Genomic DNA, 18,073 nt, shown 5'->3' on the forward strand with positions numbered 1-18,073 from the left:
TATAAGTATTTATATTAATTATTAAATATACAAATACTTATACTATATTTAATTGGAATTAGAAAAAAGTGTACAATTTTAATGTCAAATCGTGTTGACTTTTGGCTATATATAATATATTATGTAAGTGGACATATCAACATAACAATATATTATTATAATAACAAGGACATTCAAGGGGGATAATCGTGAGCGGAATGGTACCTAAATACTATTTGGTAAAACAAAAAATAGTAGAAATGATTAATAATGAGGAAATCGGCCCCGATGGCCTTATTCCAAGTGAAAGAGAACTAATGGGTATCTTTGGATTAAGTAGGATAACTGTTAAAAAGGCTATAGATGATCTTGTTAATGAAGGATATCTGTATCGTATTCAGGGTAAGGGAACTTTTGTTAAAAAAGATACTCTGGATCAGGATTTAATTTCGATAACCAGTTGTACTCAAGATATATTAAAATTGGGAATGACCCCTTCTAAGAGACTTCTCAAGTCGGAGGTTATTGAGGCTGACAAAGTTATGCTCAAGAAATTGCAGCTGAGTCAGGGGGACAAGGTATATAAAATTAAGCGTGTATATTATGCAAACAACGAACCTGTTAACCTGACAACTGCGTATTTACCATGCAAGTTATTTCCCTTAATAGACACCTATGATTTCGGAGTTGATTCCATTTACAAAGTACTTGAAACTAAATACGGTACAAAAATTACTAAAGCAACTAGAACCATTGAGGCAGTACTGGCGATTGACGAGGTTGCCAGAGAGCTTCAAATAAAAGAGGGAGAGCCTATACTTTTATTTAAGGCTATAACATATGGAATGGTAAATGGAAGAGAGATACCTATTGAATCTTTTAAAAGCTTCTACAGGTCAGACAAGTTTAAATTTTACATTAACCAGATACACGAATAATTCCTAAATTGAGAATTAATTGAAAAAAAGAAGTAAAAATGCCAAGTGAGATAATATGCTGTGGCTTAGTTTTCTGCACTCAAAAATCAATTACGCCATGGCTTTTATAAAAAGAGGACCTAAGATCGCGACTTAGGCTTCTGAAAATCTAATATATCAAATCTATTACACAATATTTTCGGAGGAGAGGTCAACATGAATAAAATTACAAAGAAACTGTCTTTTCTGCTCGCACTGATTATGCTGGTATCAATGGTTTTTACAGGCTGTTCTGATTCCAAAGCTGGTGATTCCTCTGCCAGTAGTACTAATGCTTCAAATTCAAGTTCCGGTACTGCAGATTTAGGCCCTGGAATAGCGCTTATTACATCTGCTGCAGGACCTAACGACAAGGGATATAACCAGTCGGCAATTGCAGGTCTTGAAAAAGCAAAAAGTGATTTAGGAATAAATTATAAGGTTGTTGAAACTACTGATATACCAGGCAGCTTGACACAATTGGCAGGTGCAGGCTACAAGCTTATTTTCAGCCTTGAATACAATTTTGACGCTTTAATTAAGGGAGTTGGAGGAAGCAAACCAATTGCCGAACAATATCCGGACACTACTTTTGTAATATTCAATGATAATCCAAATGTAAATGATGACGGAAGCGTAAAACATAAAAACGTTGTTTCAGTTCTCTTTGATGTTCACGAAGCTTCCTTTATGGCAGGTGCATTAGCTACATTAGTAAACGAAAATGCTGCAAAGCTGTTCAATAGTGGAGATTATTCATTTACTTCAGGTGATGCAGGAAGAAAAGTAGGCTTCCTTGGAGGATCAAAATCAAATGGTATCACAGTATTTGGATACGGTTTTGCTGAAGGTATTAACTATGTAGCTAAAGAACTTAACGTAAATTACACTTTCTACAGTGATTATAATGCAGGCTTCAGTGATTCAGCTGCCGGTGCAACAAAAGCTAACACATACTATTCTGATGGTGCAAACATAGTATATGCAGTTGCAGGAGCTGTAGGTGATGGAGTAGACGCAAAAGCTAAAGAAGTTAAAAAGCTTTCAATAGAAGTTGACGCAAACAAGGACGCAAACCAACCAGGAAACATACTGACAAGTGTTTTAAAGAACACAGAAGTACCTGTATATGAAATAGCAAAGAACTTTAAGGATAATGCTATGGATAAGGTTAATGGAAAAGTATTGAGCTACAATCTATCTTCAGGTGCGACAGGAATCACTGATTTAAGTGTTATCGAGTCAAAGGTTACAGCTGACGGAAAAGCTAAATGGGATGAAATAAAGGGTCAGCTCAAGACTATCTCTGATAAGATAGCAAGCGGTGAAATCAAGGTTACAAATGCTCAGGCAGGAGAGAAATTTGATAAAGCTAAGCTCGCAAATCTAAAAATGCCTAACGACTAAAAATAAAAATAAACCAGAATGAGGGCGGCAATATGTATGCAATAGAAGCTGTTAATTTAACCAAAAAATATGGCGATTTTGTTGCTAACGATAATATAAACCTTTCCATCGGTAAAGGCGAAATAACCGCAATAGTTGGAGAAAACGGGGCTGGAAAAACAACTCTCATGAATATGTTTTTCGGACTTCAGCGTCCTACAAGCGGGGAACTTTTAGTTAATGAAAAAAAGGTTTCATTCGGTTCTTCATTAGATGCCATTAATTGTGGCCTGGGTATGGTGCATCAGCATTTTAAGCTGGTGCCCAGCCTGACTGTTTTTGAAAACATATTACTTGGAGTGGAAAAAAACAAAACGATAAACTTATCTCAAAAAATTAAGTTAAAGATTCCGATTATAAACAAAAACTTTGAGAAAAAAGAAGTTCAGAAGATAATTGAGGATTACAAGTTTGAGCTTAAAGCGGACGATATTGTTGAGAACATTTCCATAGGAGCAAAACAGCGTGTTGAGATTTTAAAAATGCTTTACCGTAATGTGGATATCCTTATATTTGATGAGCCTACTGCGGTTTTGACTCCTCAGGAAGTGGACGAGCTTTTATTGAGCTTCAAAGAACTTAAAAAGCAGGGAAAGACAATCATACTCATTACCCATAAGCTCCGTGAAGTAATGGAAGTCAGCGACAAGGTTATAGTTATAAAACGAGGCAAGGTTGTGGGAAGTAAAGCAACAAAAGATACAAGCTCGGCTGAAATAGCCAAAATGATGGTTGGACGTGAAGTAATACTGAATGTAAGTAAGGAAGATAAGGATATAAGCGGAAATAAGGTTGCCTACTCTGTAAGCAATTTATCCACCAGAGATAACTTCGGAAAGAAAGTTATTGAGGATATAAGTTTTGAAATAAAAGAAGGTGAAATCTTAGGAGTTGCAGGGGTAGAAGGAAACGGACAGAGCGAGCTGGTGCGAGTTCTATCGGGATTGATGGAATCAACGGAAGGTTCGGTTCGCTTATATGATAAGGATATTACAAATAAATGGCCAAGTAGCCTGCGTTCAGAGGGTATCGGAATAGTTCCAGAAGACAGATATGCCCAAGGACTGTGCAAGGATATGACAATCTTTGAGAATATTATAGCCGGATATCACGGTAATAAGAAGGTATGCAGAAATGGAATCCTGCTTAAAAACGAAATTGAAAATACCAGCAACAAGCTTATAGAAAAATATGATATCAGAGTAGCTGAAAAGAACGGAAATGTATCACAGTTGTCCGGGGGAAATGCCCAGAAGATAATTGTGGGAAGAGAGTTCGACTCGGACCCAAAGGTACTCATAGTAAGCCAGCCTACCCGAGGTGTTGATATAGGCTCAATAGAATTTATCCATAATAAGATTCTTGATTTGAGAAGTGAAAACAAGGCCATTTTGCTTGTCTCCAGCGAACTCAGCGAGATAATGAACCTGAGCGACAGGATAATAGTTATGTACAAAGGGCGTATTGTAGGGGAAGTTGAAGGTAAAAAGGCCGACAGCACTGAAATTGGATTGCTAATGGCGGGACTATCCTTAGAATAAGAGGGAAATTATGAAGAAAAATAATACACTTTTAAAAAATATATTTAATGTTTTATTTCCGGTAATCAGTGCCCTTATATTAGGGGGGATTATAATTGCTACAATAGGCGAAAATCCTTTTTTGACCTATTCCGTAATGATTAAAAAATCTCTCTTTAGCCTGGACGGACTTTTAAAAACCTTGCACTTCGCAGCCCCTTTAATATTAACCGGGCTTGCAATTGCAATAACCTTCAAGGCGAATATCTTTAATATGGGTGTTGAAGGTCAAGCTGTGTTGGGTGCTTTTTTTGCAGGGGTTGTAGGCTTTACCGTAAAGGGATTACCTCCGGTACTCCATATTACATTATGTGTACTAACAGGTATTGTTGTGGGAATGCTTTTTGCACTTATCCCAGCACTGCTTAAGGCGTACTTTAATGTAAATGAGATGGTTGTAACACTTATGCTCAACTACGTGGTTGTTGAAATAGTAAAGTTTCTTTCTCAGGGAGTTTTCAAAGACCCGGCATCCGGATATGTTTCAACCTATCCAATAGCGGAAAGTGCAATGTTTAAAAAAATATTCGGCTCAAATCTTACGGTATTCTTCTTTATAGCACTTATAGTTTTTGGAATCATGTATATAGTTTTCAATAAATCAAAGCTTGGATATGAAGTAAAAGCCATTGGAAAAAACCCTGAGTTTTCAGAAGCTACGGGTATGAATGTAAGCAAGAAAATTATTATCATTATGCTTATAAGTGGTGCCATTAGCGGATTGGCAGGTGCCGGATTCCTCATGAGCGAGAAATATCGATTTACTCTTGATTTTTCCGGAAGTCCGGGATTGGGTTGGGACGGTATGCTGATTGCACTCCTTGGCAGCCATAATCCTGTAGGAATTCTGGTGGCAGCTGTATTCTATGCAGCTCTGAAAACCGGAAGTGACTATATCGGCGTATTTACCAATGTTCCAAAGGATATTGTAGGTGTTATTCAGGGTATTTTGATACTGCTACTATCTGTAAAGTTCTTTAATGAACAGTTTCATTTGTTTGAGAAAGTTAAATTATTATGGAAGAAGTCTTCAAGTACAGACTTTAATAAATAGAGGTAGATGATTATGAGCTTATTGAATAACATTTTGTATGACATGGTCTATCATAGTGCTCCGTTAATTCTTGCTGTGCTGGGTGGATTATTTGCACACAAGGCAAACGTGCTTAACATCGGACTTGAAGGTATGATGCTTATGGGTGCTTTCAGCAGTACACTATTTGTTCTGATTACGGGGAACTTGTGGTTAGGAATTTTAATAAGTGTTTTATGTACACTTATTTTGGGACTAATCTTTTCGTTCTTCGGAATCACAATGAAAAGTAACTTTATCATTACAGGTTTCGGTATAAATATTTTTGTTGCAGCCTTGAGTTCATTTGTTCTTAAATACATGGCAATGGCTAATATCAATGTCAGCTCTATTGTTAACACGGCAGGCTTAAAAATAAATATACCTATTATAAAGGATATACCCATACTAAATTCACTTTTAAGCGGACACACAGCGATTACCTATTTAAGTATTATACTTATTGCTGTTGTCACCGTAATTATGTATAACACAAAATTCGGGGTTTACGTAAGGGTTGTAGGTGAGAATGAAGAAGCTGCCAAATCTGTTGGTATCAACAGTGCGGCAATAAAGTATATTGCCGTACTTATAGGAGCTGCCCTCTGCGGTTTGGCAGGTGCCAATCTGGCAGTTGAAAGAATGGCCCTGTTTACCAACAATATGACAGCGGGAAGAGGTTTTATCGCAATAGCTGCAATATATTGCGGACAAGCCAAGCCAATTAAGTCGGCCATGTACGCAATTCTCTTCGGACTTGCAAAGTCATTGGCCATAAACCTTGCTTTGTTTGCAGGTCCGGTATCAGGCCTGTTTGAAATAGTACCATACCTGATGATTGTTATAGTATTGTTTGCGGTTTCGGCTATTGAGAAGCGACGTACTAATATAAGGGGGTTTAAGCTTGAATAATACAGCACTCATTATTGTAGACATGGTAAAGGATTTCACTGACCCCGAAGGGCTGGTGTTCTACCCTCAAAACCTTGAAATATTACCAAGAATAAAAAAGGTTCTTGATGAATGCAGAAAACATAATATGCTTGTTATCTTTTTGAGACACAGCAACAGAAAGGATAAATTTGATAAAAATCTGATTAACATGCGTCCAAACTGTATCGAAGGCACCGGGGGAGATGAAATTGACCCAATGCTTACGGTTGACCCGGTGAAGGATTATGTTATTAAAAAAAGACGCTACAGTGGTTTTTTTGGTACTGACCTTGACATGGTACTAAGAGAAAATAAAATACAAAATGTCATAATAGTTGGTACAAAAACGAACTGTTGTATCCGGGCCACAGTCACAGATGCATATTATCTGGATTATACTCCTATAGTGGTATCAGATTGTGTGGCAACCAATGATGAGACGGTTAATCAGGTTCATTTGACAGATATAAAGAAATATTTAGGCAAAGTAGTGACTTCACAGGAGCTTTTCGATCTCCTGGACAAAGGGGAGATGGTCTGATGAAATATGATGTTGTAATAAACGGATATGTCAGTTTGGACAGAATTATAAAAACAACAACTCCTTTAAGATACGGATATACTTCACTGGTAGAAAACAGTGATAATGCAAGGATTCAGTACGGAGGGTGTTCCACAAATATTGCCTATCTTATGGCAAAGCTTAATATGAAGTCGCTTCCTGTTATAAGAGTAGGAGAAGATGACTACAGGGAAACGGGATTCTATGATTATCTCCAAAACGCAGGCGTATGCATGGATGCGGTTGAGATAGTTCCTAATGAAACTACTTCAAATTGTTACCTTATAGCGGATTCGGAAAATAACCATGTTACTATTTTCTATCCCGGAGCGATGGATAAAAAGTATGCAAAAGGAATGAATCCGGAGTTTTTCAAACAGTCACAGATTGGTGTTATGACTGTTGGATCATATGAGGATAATCTTGAATTTTATAAACAGTGTATGGCTGAAAAAGTTCCTCTGGTTTTTGGAATGAAATGTGATTTTGACGCTTTCCCTGAAAAATTCTTCAAAGAGGTTCTCTCCTCCAGCAGTATTATATTCTGCAATGAAGGTGAACAGGGAGAGATACAGAGGGTCTTCGGACTTAATGATATCAGAGAGTTGTTTAATAAGACAGCAGCACAAATTATAGTAACAACACTGGGTAAGAAGGGAAGCGTTTATTACCAGAAGACAGAAAATGGTATCTTATCCCATAGGATAACAGCAGCAGAGTTTGGAAGGGTAGTGGATACCACTGGTTCAGGAGATGCATTTATGGCGGGCTTCTTGTACGGATATCTGAAAGGTAGAAATATAAAGGATTGTTGCAGCCTTGGAAGTGTACTTTCATCCTTTATCATTGAAAAGGTTGGCTGTACCACTAATGCTCCTACTGAACAGAAATTTCTTGAGCGTTTCGACAAATTTATAAAAGAGGAAGTGTGATATATACGATGGAGACTTTATACTCAAAAACTCAGGAAAAAGATATAGCAAAATACGTTCTTTTTTCAGGAGACCCATGGAGAGTTGAGACAGTTGCAAGCCAGTTGGAAAATGTGCAGCATATCGCATTTGCAAGAGAATTTAACACCTATACAGGCTATTACAAAGGCGTGCGTATTACAGTAACATCAACGGGAATAGGTGCACCATCAGCTGCAATTGCTATGGAGGAAATGTATCAGTGCGGTATGGAAGTAGCAGTACGTATGGGAACTACAATGGGCTTAAAGGATGATTTGCTGGGCAAGATGATTATACCTACAGGTTCAATGAGAGAGGAAGCTACCAGCAAAACTTATGTACCGGTATCTTATCCTGCGGTAGCAGATATTGATTTAATTAATTGTATGAATAAAAGTACTTTGCAAAATAACAGGCAATATGTAAACGGATTATCCTGTACAATGGACGGTTTCTACAGTCAGATGAGAGATTCACGTCTTTCAGAAAAAATGCAGAGGGATATGAGCGAAACATTCACTGCTCTTAAAAAATACAATATATCTGCTGTAGATATGGAATCAAGTTGTATGCTTGTTCTGGCAAATCTAATGGGAATAAAGGCATGTATTGTTACAATGACAACTGTTCTTGAAAACCTGAAGGATTTCTTAAAAGGAGACGCAAGAAAACAATCAGAAATTGATTTGTGTAAAATCGCAATGGATGGACTTGTTATATATGATAAGGAGGTGGCTTCTAAATGAAGGGATTAGAATTTAAAGAAAAAGCTCTTGTAATAGGAATGGTACATTGTCTTGCACTGCCCGGAACACCTGACTTTTGCGGGGATATGAAAAAAGTTACCGAACAGGCTGTAAAGGATGCAATAACACTTGAAAAGGCGGGAATGGATGCCATTATCATTGAGAATATGGGTGACAATGTGTTTGGAGTAAATCTTGACATTGAACAGTCATGTGCTCTTGCGGCTATAAGCGCTGTCGTTGCTCAAAATGTCAATATTCCAATTGGTATTGATGCAGCAATGAATGATTACAAAACTGCATTATCTATAGCAAAGGCAATAGGAGCTGATTTCGTCAGAATCCCTGTGTTTGTAGATACAGTAGAATTTTTCGGAGGAATTATACAGCCATGTGCCAGAGAAGCCGTGATATTCAGAAAGAATCTCAGTGCAGAAAATGTAAAAATTCTTGCAGATATTCAGGTAAAGCATACACATATGGTACTTACACATGTAAGTATTGAGGATTCTGCAAGGGCTGCGGAAGCGTGTGGAGCGGATGCAATTATCGTAACAGGTACTCACATAGGGGTTGAGACTCCAATTGATATCATTAAGAGAGTCAAGAAAGTAACCAATATTCCTGTAATTGCGGGAAGCGGCGTTAAAACCGGCAATATAAAAGAGCAACTTGGCATTGCAGACGGTGCAATAGTCGGTTCCAGCCTTAAAGAGGGCGGAAATATAAAAAACCCTGTGTCTCTGGAACTTTGCACAGAGTTAATTAATGCATTGAATGTATAGTGTAAATTAAAAATAAAGGACTGAATGTATATGATGAGACCAATGAAACTTGCCGGAAGCCAATTGATGTTTGGTGCAGGCTCACTTGCACACCTCAAGACCCTGACGGGTAAGAGAGCAGTAATTGTAACCGGTGGCTCAAGCATGAAAAAAAGCGGAATTCTGCAAAAAACAATAGATTACTTAAAAGAAGCCGGAATAGAAAGTCAGATATTTGAAGGTGTTGAGCCTGACCCACTATTTAGTACGGTTTACAAAGGTGCAGAAGTGATGAAACAGTACCAGCCTGATATAGTTGTAGGACTGGGCGGCGGTTCTGCAATGGATGCGGCAAAAGCCATGTGGGTATATTATGAACACCCGGAGTTGACAACCCTAAACGACATTGTACCCCCAAACACAGTACCTAAGCTAAGGAACAAGGCTATTCTGGTATGCATCCCTTCAACCAGCGGGACAGCCAGCGAAGTCAGCCGTTCTGTGGTAATTACAGATGATGAAACCCATATAAAATATGGAGTAGGAAATATGGAAATGATGCCTGATATTGCAATATGCGACCCTGAGGTTACTGTAACAATGCCTGCAAAAATTACGGCTGAAACAGGTATGGATGCATTGACTCATGCACTGGAAGCACTTGTGTCAAACAGAGCAAATTATATTAGCAATATATTTGCAAAAAATGCAGCTAAGGATATCATATTAAATCTCCCAAAGGCTTGCAGTCAAGGAAATGATATCGGATGCAGAGAAATTATGATTAATGCCTCCATGGCTGCGGGAATGGCATTTACCAATGTTTCATTGGGAATAGTTCATTCTATGGCACATACGTTGGGAAGCTTTTTCGGAATTTCACACGGACTTGCTGATGCTGTGATACTGCCTTATGTAATGGAATTTAATTCACATAATGCTGATGCAAAGAATTCCTATGGTGAATTGGCAAAAGAACTGGGGGCAGAAGATTTAGTAAATGTTGTACGGAAGCTGAATAAATCTATAGGAATTCCAAGTCATTTTGCAGAACTAATACCTGACGAAAAGAGATACATGGATGAGTTGGACGCAATGGCTGATATGGCCCTAAAGGACGGATGTACTAAAACAAATCCCGTTATTCCTTCAATAGAACAACTTAAGGAATTATTTATTAAAGTATATAGAGCTTAAAAAAATAACTCGAATTTCCCGGTTGGTATGAAGTTATTCAGGTGAATTTGTAGCATATCAGAGTATATTATGTAAACTAATTATCGTACCTTAAACTTGAATAAGTAAGTACTGCCGGGAAAGAAGAGTAAAAATGATTATGCCGAAAGGCTTATGGAGGCTTAATGTGAAACTAATATGTTATTTATCCAACGGATACCCAACAATAGAGTCCAGTATAACAATGGCTAAGGACTATATTGATGCAGGCTGTGATATAATCGAGGTAGATTTTCCTTCCTCTGATCCCTACCTTGAAGGTGAATATATCGCAAATAGAATGAAAGAAGCTCTTACTGCCTGCAATGACTACGAAAAGTACATGGATGGAATTGTAGAGATAAAAAACAGTCATCCCAATACAAAATTCATTTTATTGTCATACGAAAATACAATTCTTGAGATTGGTGTTGACCGTTTTATAAAATTCTGTGTTGATAACAATATGATGGACCTTATCTATGTGGGAAGAGACAATCAAGAAGTTAAGAGCAAGCTTATTGCCAACGGAATAAAAATTTCCTGCTATGTTCAATTCCACATGGACGAAAATGAAATTAAGGCGGCAGTTGAGTCCAACGGATTTGTTTACATGCAGGCAAAGCCGACTACCAACAACGTTAATCCAAAATTCCCAACCCTCAAGGATTGTATAGGTCATTTGAAGAGTCTGGGAATAAAAAGGGAGATATACTGCGGTGTAGGTATATACGCACCCGAAGACATAAAAATGGCTAAAGAAGCCGGAGCTGACGGTGTTTTTGTAGGAAGTACTGTACTGAAGCTTCACACAGATATACCAAAAATGAAAGAAACAATTGCTTTGTTTAAAAAGACCTGCAACGAATAAAAGAATTACACATAAAAGACTGCTGGAAGTTAATTGTGAAATAGCATTAACCTCCAGCAGTCTTTATGTGTAATATATACAAATTAGTGTCATTATCCAAGCATATTAAGTCAGATAAATATCATTTTCTGTCATATGAAAATTTTGTACTGTTTAGAAGTTTTCTTCTCCCGCCAGTCCGCGAGGTAAGCCTTTGAAAGTAAGTACCGGCTCTGCATCTACGAAATAATCCTAAGCTTGATATACTTATCAAAGTCTTTTTTTGGATATAGATAACGTTGGGAATCTTTATAATGATGTTATGGGAATTTTGAGGTGAAATTTTCTGTTCTAGACAAACTAATCCTATGGGCTCAATCTTGTTTAATAAAACTGATTTTGTAGTATCTTCAACTATCTTGTTATTGCTACTTGTATGCAATTCTTTAAGGCTATCATAATTAGAATCAGAACAATTTTCCAAATGGTATGATAATTCAAGACTATCTTTTAAAATATTTTCTACTTCATCAATTTTAAGTAAGTGTTGTTTTGTTTCATCTGTTAAGTATGATCCTTTGATATATTCCTTAATTTCATACATAAATTTATCCAGAAGTATTTTATATCCTTTACTGCTAGTTTCCTGTATTTTGGTATACAAAACATTGACAATATCGTTGTAATGTTTTTGAGTAGGTTTAGACACACCTCTTACCCATTTACTTACGATTGATTGATCCAAATAATACTGCACATTCATTGAATCCAGTAGATCCTTGTAACGGAGGTTTAGTGATTTAAGAGTTATTCGTAATAATTCATTAAAGCAAAAATTCTCTCTGTTCATAGCGGCACCTCTCCTGTTTTTTATATATTACAGCGTCACGTACTATAATAATTAATTATATACAAAATTTGTAAATAAATCAAATTTCTACAAATAAATTTCACATTTAATTCAAGTTTAATTCCTCGACTAGTGCTAATTAGTGTATTAAACTACAATTGTGTTTTTACCTAGGATGGTTTTGCATTTTTAATTTTGTGTTGAGAACTTATGCAAAGTATAGAGAAAAGGAGAAATCCAATGGATAAAAGGTATAGATTTACGGAAGATTCAAGGATTATCACTAATAATGATAGAGTACTTATTGTAAACAGAGACAACGGGTCCTGGCTAAAAATATCGAAGCAATGTTATGATGTTCTGACTCTTGGAATTCAACACAACCTTACAATAAATGAGTTATTAGAAAGTCTTGCAGATGATGAGGATAGGGACTACTTTAATAAATTGTTTGAAAAACTGATAAATATGGAACTGATGACTGATGAAATCAGTATTGAAGAAGGTAAAGTTCATGGCATAAAAAAAATTGACCAGATATATTTCGCATTAACCAACCGATGTAACCTCCGATGTATTCACTGCTGCATCAATGCCGGACAGGAAGCTGATAGTGAAACCTTATCAACTGGACAGGTGTTATCCGCAATTGACAAAATTTTAACTGTGAATCCTGCAAATATAGTTTTTAGCGGCGGAGAGCCGATGTTAAGAGAAGACCTTTTTGAGATACTTGAGTATACTGCTCAAAGATATAATGGGAAAATAACACTTGCAACTAATGGAACTCTTATTAATGAAGAAAATGTACATAAATTAACCGAATTATGTTATCAGATAGATATAAGCCTGGATGGCGTAGATGAAGAGTCCTGTTCAATAATTAGAGGCTCAGGTGTATTTGATAAAGTAATGAAAAGTGTAAGGCTTCTTCAGAATAATGAATTTAAGAATATCAGCCTTTCTATGGTAATAGGAGAAAAGACGCAGCATTTGGAAGAACAGTTTAATTCACTCAATGCTTCTTTAGGAACTATACCTATGGTGAGAGTATTTTCTCCTATTGGGCGTGGTGAAATAAATGATTTAGCAATAATGGATAAAAAGAGTAAAACGACATTTATCCCGAAGAATTTCAAGCAGAAGTTATGTGAAAAGCCGATTAGGGGCTGCTCTTGCGGTGCTGGCTGTCACGAATTATATATAAATTCCGACGGGGGCATATACCCTTGCCCAAATCTGACTGATATCGATTACAAAATATGTAATATTAGTGAAATCAGTGACCTGACCTGCCTGAAAAATATTGAGAACGGCAAATTCCCGGCATTTAATAACTTATCCGATATAGAACCTGATAGTTTTTACAAGTGTAAGGAATGCAAAGTTAATGTGTTTTGCTGGACTTGCCTGAATGAGTTAAAAAGATTAAAAAACTGTGAAGACGATTTTGAAGAGAGATGCTCTGTTATAAAGCCTGTTCTAAACGAGTTAGTATGGGGAAAGGCAATGGGCAGGTGATTTTATGAATTCGATGTTCTGGGTAACAACAAAATGTAATATGAGCTGCAAATACTGCTATGAGGGTGAAAAGAAGCCGGAGAAAGCAATGACCGTTGATATTGCCGATAAAGCAATTGATTATACTATGAGGCACTATAGAGACTTACATACAAAGGAACCGCTAACTGTAGGATTTCATGGAGGGGAGCCATTGCTACAGTTTGAATTAATAAAATATATAATAAATAAATTCAGGGATTACTTTAAAAATGATGATGAAATGCTTAAATTCAGCATGACAACTAATGGAACCCTCTTAACTGAAGAAATATCAAAGTATATATGTGACAATATACTTTATTTATCAATAAGCTTGGATGGTACAAAAAAAACACATGATACCAACAGGGTATTTCCAAACGGGGATGGTACTTATGAAATAGTAGCCGGAAAATTTATTGATTTACTGAAAAGAAGACCGGATATCCGTGTCCGTACGACATTTAATATAAAAACAGTTGCAAGTCTTTTTGAGGACGTCAAGCATCTGATTGATATGGGATTCACGACAATTGTTCCGGCCCCAGATTTATTCAGCAATGATTGGGATACTGAGCATATGGAAATATTGTATTCTGAAATGAATAAAATAAAAGCTCTGCTTGATAAAAATGATAAAATTACGAACGTTAAGGTGGGAATTGTTGATCCCACTTTTGAAGGTAGGTCTAAAGGAATATGTTTAGGCGGAATTAACGGAATACATATTGACCCTGAAGGCAATATGTACCCATGTATTCACACCATAGGGCACGATGAGTTTATTGTGGGACATGTAAATACAGGCGTAATCAAAAAAAAGCTTGAAGAAATACATGCACTTTCAAAGATTGAGAATACTCAGTGTTCCGGCTGCAGCCGTTACAAATGTTGTGATGGTACAAGATGCAAAATCATAAATAAAATAATGACAGGTGATTATCATACGCCTTCTGCAGTTTTATGCGCTGTGGAGAATACTTATCACAGGTTCTTTAACAGTAAGTGTTAGTTCTAATTAAGCAATCTTTTAGTCTTTACTGGCGCCATAAAATAAGTAACAGGCTAATTTTATAGATTGATATTTCTTACATAAGAGGAGGTGAAAGTATGTTAAAAATCGAAAAGATAACTGATAAGACTGAAGAACAGTTAGATGTAAAAGGACAGGCTTGTGATATAGTAGGTTTACCACTTTCAAATTATGACTGTCTGCATGATTGTGCGTCTCAAGGCCATAATGCATACGTATCAACAAACCATTAAGTAGTATCACATATACTAGCTGTAGGTACTAAATACCTGCAGCTAGTATATTATCAAATTAGTAAATAAAACCAATTCTCTATAATTATCACTTGAGAGAGATTAACGTATGATAAAAGTCAAAAAAATGAATACAGACTAATTATTTCAAAGAGGTCTACAATGGAAGATAGCTTAATAAAAAGGCAGTTAAAGGTTGCCGTAATAGACAGCGGAATTGACATTAATAATATCAATTTAGAAGAAAATATAATTGACGGTATTGCTTTTGAGTACGATACTCAAAAAGGCAAAGTAAATAAATCTGACAATTATCAGGACGAAAATGGTCATGGAACATCCTGTGCTTCAATTATTAAAAGGGAAGTACCAGATGTAGGCATGTTTATTATAAAAATACTGGATAAAAACAATATGACTAATTCAAAAGCGTTGATAGCAGCGTTAAAATACCTTCTTGAAATGGATATCCGTCTTATTAATCTGAGTGTAGCTACTACTAGGGAATTATATCAGGAAGAACTCAAAAAAGTATGTGATGAATTATATGGGCAGGGAAAAATTCTGGTTTGTTCTTTGGAAAACAAAAGCGACAGTAGTTATCCTGCAGTGTTTGATCATGTTATAGGTGTAAGGGGACGTGACTTTAATGGAAATGGAGATTACTGGTATAACAGAAACTATAGAATACAGTGTGTTGCAGATAGTATACCTGTTTTAGTGCCTAAAATAAACAATTTATTTGGTTTATTCGGAAAAAACAGTAAGGCAACGCCTTTAATGACAGGGAAGATTGCAAGAATTCTATTTGATAAACCAAATATCGATTTTAAAGAACTTCAATTGCTCTTGGAGCAAACCGCGGTAAAAAACTTCTGGACTGAAGAAGATATCTATAAATATTGTATTGAACCTGATGAAATGCAACAGGATAAGTACTACTGTTTTAAAGAAGAGATTAAAGAGCTTGCAGATATTATTGCCGAGACATTAAACTTAACGAGTGCTAATATGCCATTGCTCTATCAAAATATAAATTTAAGGCATCGGGAAATAGGGTTGAAACTTTCCGATTGCTTTGACCTGATAAAAAATATAGAAAAGGGGCTTAATATAAAATTAAACTATAACCAAATTAATCTTAACACATTCCGTACGTTATACACATTACTTGATTTTGTACTGGAGGCTAAAAGTATTGTTTAAACAATTAAACGTGAATAATCTAAAAAGGTTTGGCAAAATGGTTTTTAAATATAAAAAAGATCAGTTTATTGCGATGCTTTTTATGATACTTAATGCACTTCTTTCACTTGCACTGCCGTTTTTGATGATGAAAATAATTGATGAGGCTATTAGCAGCAAGGACATAATCTACCTTATAAAAATAATTCTGCTTTATCTTGCAGTATTTGTCATCCAGAATATTTGTCAAGTATTTTCTGATTACATATATTCTCGTATAGGAAAAAAAATCATATTTGATTTAAAGTTGAAGATTTTAGACCATATAAGCAAGCTTTCAGGAAAATATTTTACAAATATGAAGACAGGGGAACTGTTAACAATTTTGGACGGGGATGTTTTCATTATTGAAGATGTAGCTACGAAGATGTTTTTCTCAATTCTTTCTGATATTCTTACATCGATTGTAATGTTTGTATTTCTTATAAGGCTGCAATTTGATTTGCTTGCTATAACAGTAGTATTGCAGGTGTTAATGCTGATTACTCAGCTTAAGTTCACAAAAATGATATCGTACAAAACTCAAAGTATAAGAAAAACGATGGGGAATCTATCAAATGTTGTACAGGAGTTTATTGCAGGTATTATGCATATTGTAACATTAGATGCTAAAAAAAAGTTTTTTACTCAGTTCTTTTCTATAGGAAAAACCTATGTCAAGCAGGGGATAAATCTGGAAACTACTATGTCAGTAAGTATGGTATGTGCAAACCTGATCAGTACCATTGTAACGGTAGGTATATTGGGCTATGGGGGGTATAAGGTAATTATCGGAAGCATGACTATAGGAGGACTAATGGCATTTAACATGTATTCTCAAAGATTGTTGGTTCCGGTTATGCGGATTGCCCAGTCAAATACCAGACTACAGAAGGCTCTGGTGTCAATTGACAGAATATTTGACGTATTGGATGAACCTTTGGATATAAAGCATAAAAAAAATTCAGTTAGGCCTACAGAAAGCATAATTGGGAAAATTGATTTTCAAAAAGTATGTTTTTCATATGAAAGAGGAAAGGAAGTACTCCATGATATCAATTTGACTTTTGAGCCACAAAAAGTTACTGCTATTGTAGGTACTAGCGGTTCGGGAAAGTCCACTGTGTCCAAATTACTTCTTAGGCTCTGGGATACTGATAGTGGGCAGATATTATTGGATGATCGGGATATAAAGGATTATAATCTTAAATTCTTGAGAAAGAATATATGCGTAATTACACAGGATACATTTTTATTTGATGATACGATATTGAATAACCTTATACTTGGGAATAAAAATATTTCTACACAAACAATAACTGAAGCTGTAAAAAAGGCTGAGATTTACGATTTTATTATGTCACTTCCTGACCAGCTAAAAACAATTGTAGGTGAGCGTGGTGTAAAACTATCTGGAGGACAGAAACAGAGAATATCTATCGCAAGGGCTATTATAAAAAATTCTCCGATTATCATTTTTGACGAAGCAACAGCAGCTTTGGATAATATCTCCGAGAGAAATATTCTGAATAATTTAAAAGACTTTTTTGAAGGCAAAACAGTTATTTTTATTGCACATAGATTATCAACCGTGAAGGAAGCAGATATTATTTATGTCATTGAAAATGGAGAAGTAGTGGAACTAGGCTCACATGAGACACTTTTAGATTTAAAGAATGTCTATTATAAACTTTACAACAGGAAATTTACTGCATAATTATTAATTGACTTACAAAAATAAGTTGGATTGTTTTGAGGACAAGAGAAGGGAGTATTCCTTGGTAGTACTGTACATATAAAATAGTATCCGAGAACATACATCTGTTTTGGGAAAGGGGTAATTCTAATTAGTTAGTTATGACAATTGTGTTTCATGTGCATATTTACTAATTAAGTAAGTGAGAACTACTTAATTAATTGAGATGAGGCTAACATTCTGTCTATATTGAAGCCTGTTAACTTCGTTTTGGGTAACGTTTATAAATCGTAATTCAACTATTAATTTTAATTGCTATAGATTAATGTAGCGAGATATTTAATGTTATTAGTTATTAATAAAAGGCCATTTGTAGGAATAATTAAATCTTCTTTCTATATAAAGAACTTTATGCTAAATTATAATTGTAAAAGGAGAA

The 18,073-nt window shown here is 35.7% G+C and carries 17 protein-coding genes; 16 read left to right on the forward strand and 1 reads right to left on the reverse strand.

What is annotated here, in order from left to right; all coding sequences use genetic code 11:
• Positions 1–188 precede the first annotated feature (188 nt).
• The 11 genes from K412_RS0111965 to K412_RS0112015 all read left to right on the forward strand — a co-directional run bounded on the left by K412_RS0111965 (position 189) and on the right by K412_RS0112015 (position 11,077).
• Positions 189–917, forward strand: a complete 729-nt coding sequence (locus tag K412_RS0111965) for a GntR family transcriptional regulator (protein ID WP_024833326.1) — start codon at positions 189–191, stop codon at positions 915–917.
• 195 nt (positions 918–1,112) lie between these two features.
• Positions 1,113–2,342 carry a BMP family lipoprotein gene (locus K412_RS0111970; protein ID WP_024833327.1) on the forward strand — a complete coding sequence of 410 codons (1,230 nt, stop codon included), beginning with the start codon at positions 1,113–1,115 and terminating at the stop codon, positions 2,340–2,342.
• A gap of 32 nt (positions 2,343–2,374) precedes the next feature.
• Positions 2,375–3,922, forward strand: a complete 1,548-nt coding sequence (locus K412_RS0111975; RefSeq protein WP_024833328.1) for an ABC transporter ATP-binding protein — start codon at positions 2,375–2,377, stop codon at positions 3,920–3,922.
• A gap of 10 nt (positions 3,923–3,932) precedes the next feature.
• Positions 3,933–5,015 carry an ABC transporter permease gene (locus tag K412_RS0111980; RefSeq protein ID WP_024833329.1) on the forward strand — a complete coding sequence of 361 codons (1,083 nt, stop codon included), beginning with the start codon at positions 3,933–3,935 and terminating at the stop codon, positions 5,013–5,015.
• A 12-nt stretch (positions 5,016–5,027) separates the two neighbouring features.
• Complete coding sequence (locus K412_RS0111985) at positions 5,028–5,945, forward strand: ABC transporter permease (RefSeq protein WP_024833330.1); 918 nt, start codon at positions 5,028–5,030, stop codon at positions 5,943–5,945.
• Positions 5,938–6,507: a cysteine hydrolase family protein gene (locus K412_RS0111990; protein ID WP_024833331.1), complete on the forward strand. Its 570-nt coding sequence runs from the start codon at positions 5,938–5,940 to the stop codon at positions 6,505–6,507. Before K412_RS0111985 ends, K412_RS0111990 begins: the two co-directional genes overlap by 8 nt.
• Positions 6,507–7,460, forward strand: coding sequence for a carbohydrate kinase family protein (locus K412_RS0111995; RefSeq protein WP_024833332.1), 954 nt, complete (start codon positions 6,507–6,509; stop codon positions 7,458–7,460). The genes K412_RS0111990 and K412_RS0111995 overlap by 1 nt, the downstream gene beginning before the upstream one ends.
• An 8-nt stretch (positions 7,461–7,468) precedes the next feature.
• Positions 7,469–8,227: a nucleoside phosphorylase gene (locus K412_RS0112000; protein ID WP_024833333.1), complete on the forward strand. Its 759-nt coding sequence runs from the start codon at positions 7,469–7,471 to the stop codon at positions 8,225–8,227.
• Complete coding sequence (locus K412_RS0112005; protein WP_024833334.1) at positions 8,224–9,012, forward strand: BtpA/SgcQ family protein; 789 nt, start codon at positions 8,224–8,226, stop codon at positions 9,010–9,012. Before K412_RS0112000 ends, K412_RS0112005 begins: the two co-directional genes overlap by 4 nt.
• 30 nt (positions 9,013–9,042) lie before the next feature.
• Positions 9,043–10,188, forward strand: coding sequence for an iron-containing alcohol dehydrogenase (locus K412_RS0112010; protein ID WP_024833335.1), 1,146 nt, complete (start codon positions 9,043–9,045; stop codon positions 10,186–10,188).
• A gap of 166 nt (positions 10,189–10,354) precedes the next feature.
• Entirely contained in the window at positions 10,355–11,077 is a 723-nt protein-coding gene (locus tag K412_RS0112015; RefSeq protein WP_024833336.1) for a tryptophan synthase subunit alpha, read from the forward strand.
• 121 nt (positions 11,078–11,198) lie between these two features.
• Here K412_RS0112015 and K412_RS0112020 read toward each other — a convergent pair whose 3' ends face one another.
• Positions 11,199–11,906 carry a hypothetical protein gene (locus K412_RS0112020; RefSeq protein ID WP_024833337.1) on the reverse strand — a complete coding sequence of 236 codons (708 nt, stop codon included), beginning with the start codon at positions 11,904–11,906 and terminating at the stop codon, positions 11,199–11,201.
• A 240-nt stretch (positions 11,907–12,146) separates the two neighbouring features.
• Between K412_RS0112020 and K412_RS0112025 the strand changes: the two genes are divergently transcribed.
• From K412_RS0112025 to K412_RS0112045, 5 genes are all read left to right on the forward strand, one after another.
• Positions 12,147–13,427, forward strand: coding sequence for a radical SAM protein (locus K412_RS0112025; RefSeq protein ID WP_024833338.1), 1,281 nt, complete (start codon positions 12,147–12,149; stop codon positions 13,425–13,427).
• Positions 13,428–13,431: 4 nt separating this feature from the next.
• Positions 13,432–14,460: a radical SAM/SPASM domain-containing protein gene (locus K412_RS0112030; protein ID WP_024833339.1), complete on the forward strand. Its 1,029-nt coding sequence runs from the start codon at positions 13,432–13,434 to the stop codon at positions 14,458–14,460.
• A gap of 98 nt (positions 14,461–14,558) precedes the next feature.
• Entirely contained in the window at positions 14,559–14,714 is a 156-nt protein-coding gene (locus tag K412_RS22315) for a hypothetical protein (protein WP_157833826.1), read from the forward strand.
• 162 nt (positions 14,715–14,876) lie between these two features.
• A complete protein-coding gene (locus tag K412_RS0112040; RefSeq protein ID WP_024833340.1) occupies positions 14,877–15,920 on the forward strand; it encodes a S8 family serine peptidase in 1,044 nt (347 codons plus the stop codon).
• Positions 15,913–17,655, forward strand: coding sequence for an ABC transporter ATP-binding protein (locus tag K412_RS0112045; protein WP_024833341.1), 1,743 nt, complete (start codon positions 15,913–15,915; stop codon positions 17,653–17,655). The genes K412_RS0112040 and K412_RS0112045 overlap by 8 nt, the downstream gene beginning before the upstream one ends.
• Positions 17,656–18,073: the final 418 nt, after the last annotated feature.

The sequence above is a fragment of the Ruminiclostridium josui JCM 17888 genome (assembly GCF_000526495.1).
In the GTDB taxonomy this organism is placed as follows: Bacteria; Bacillota; Clostridia; order Acetivibrionales; family DSM-1351; genus Ruminiclostridium; species Ruminiclostridium josui.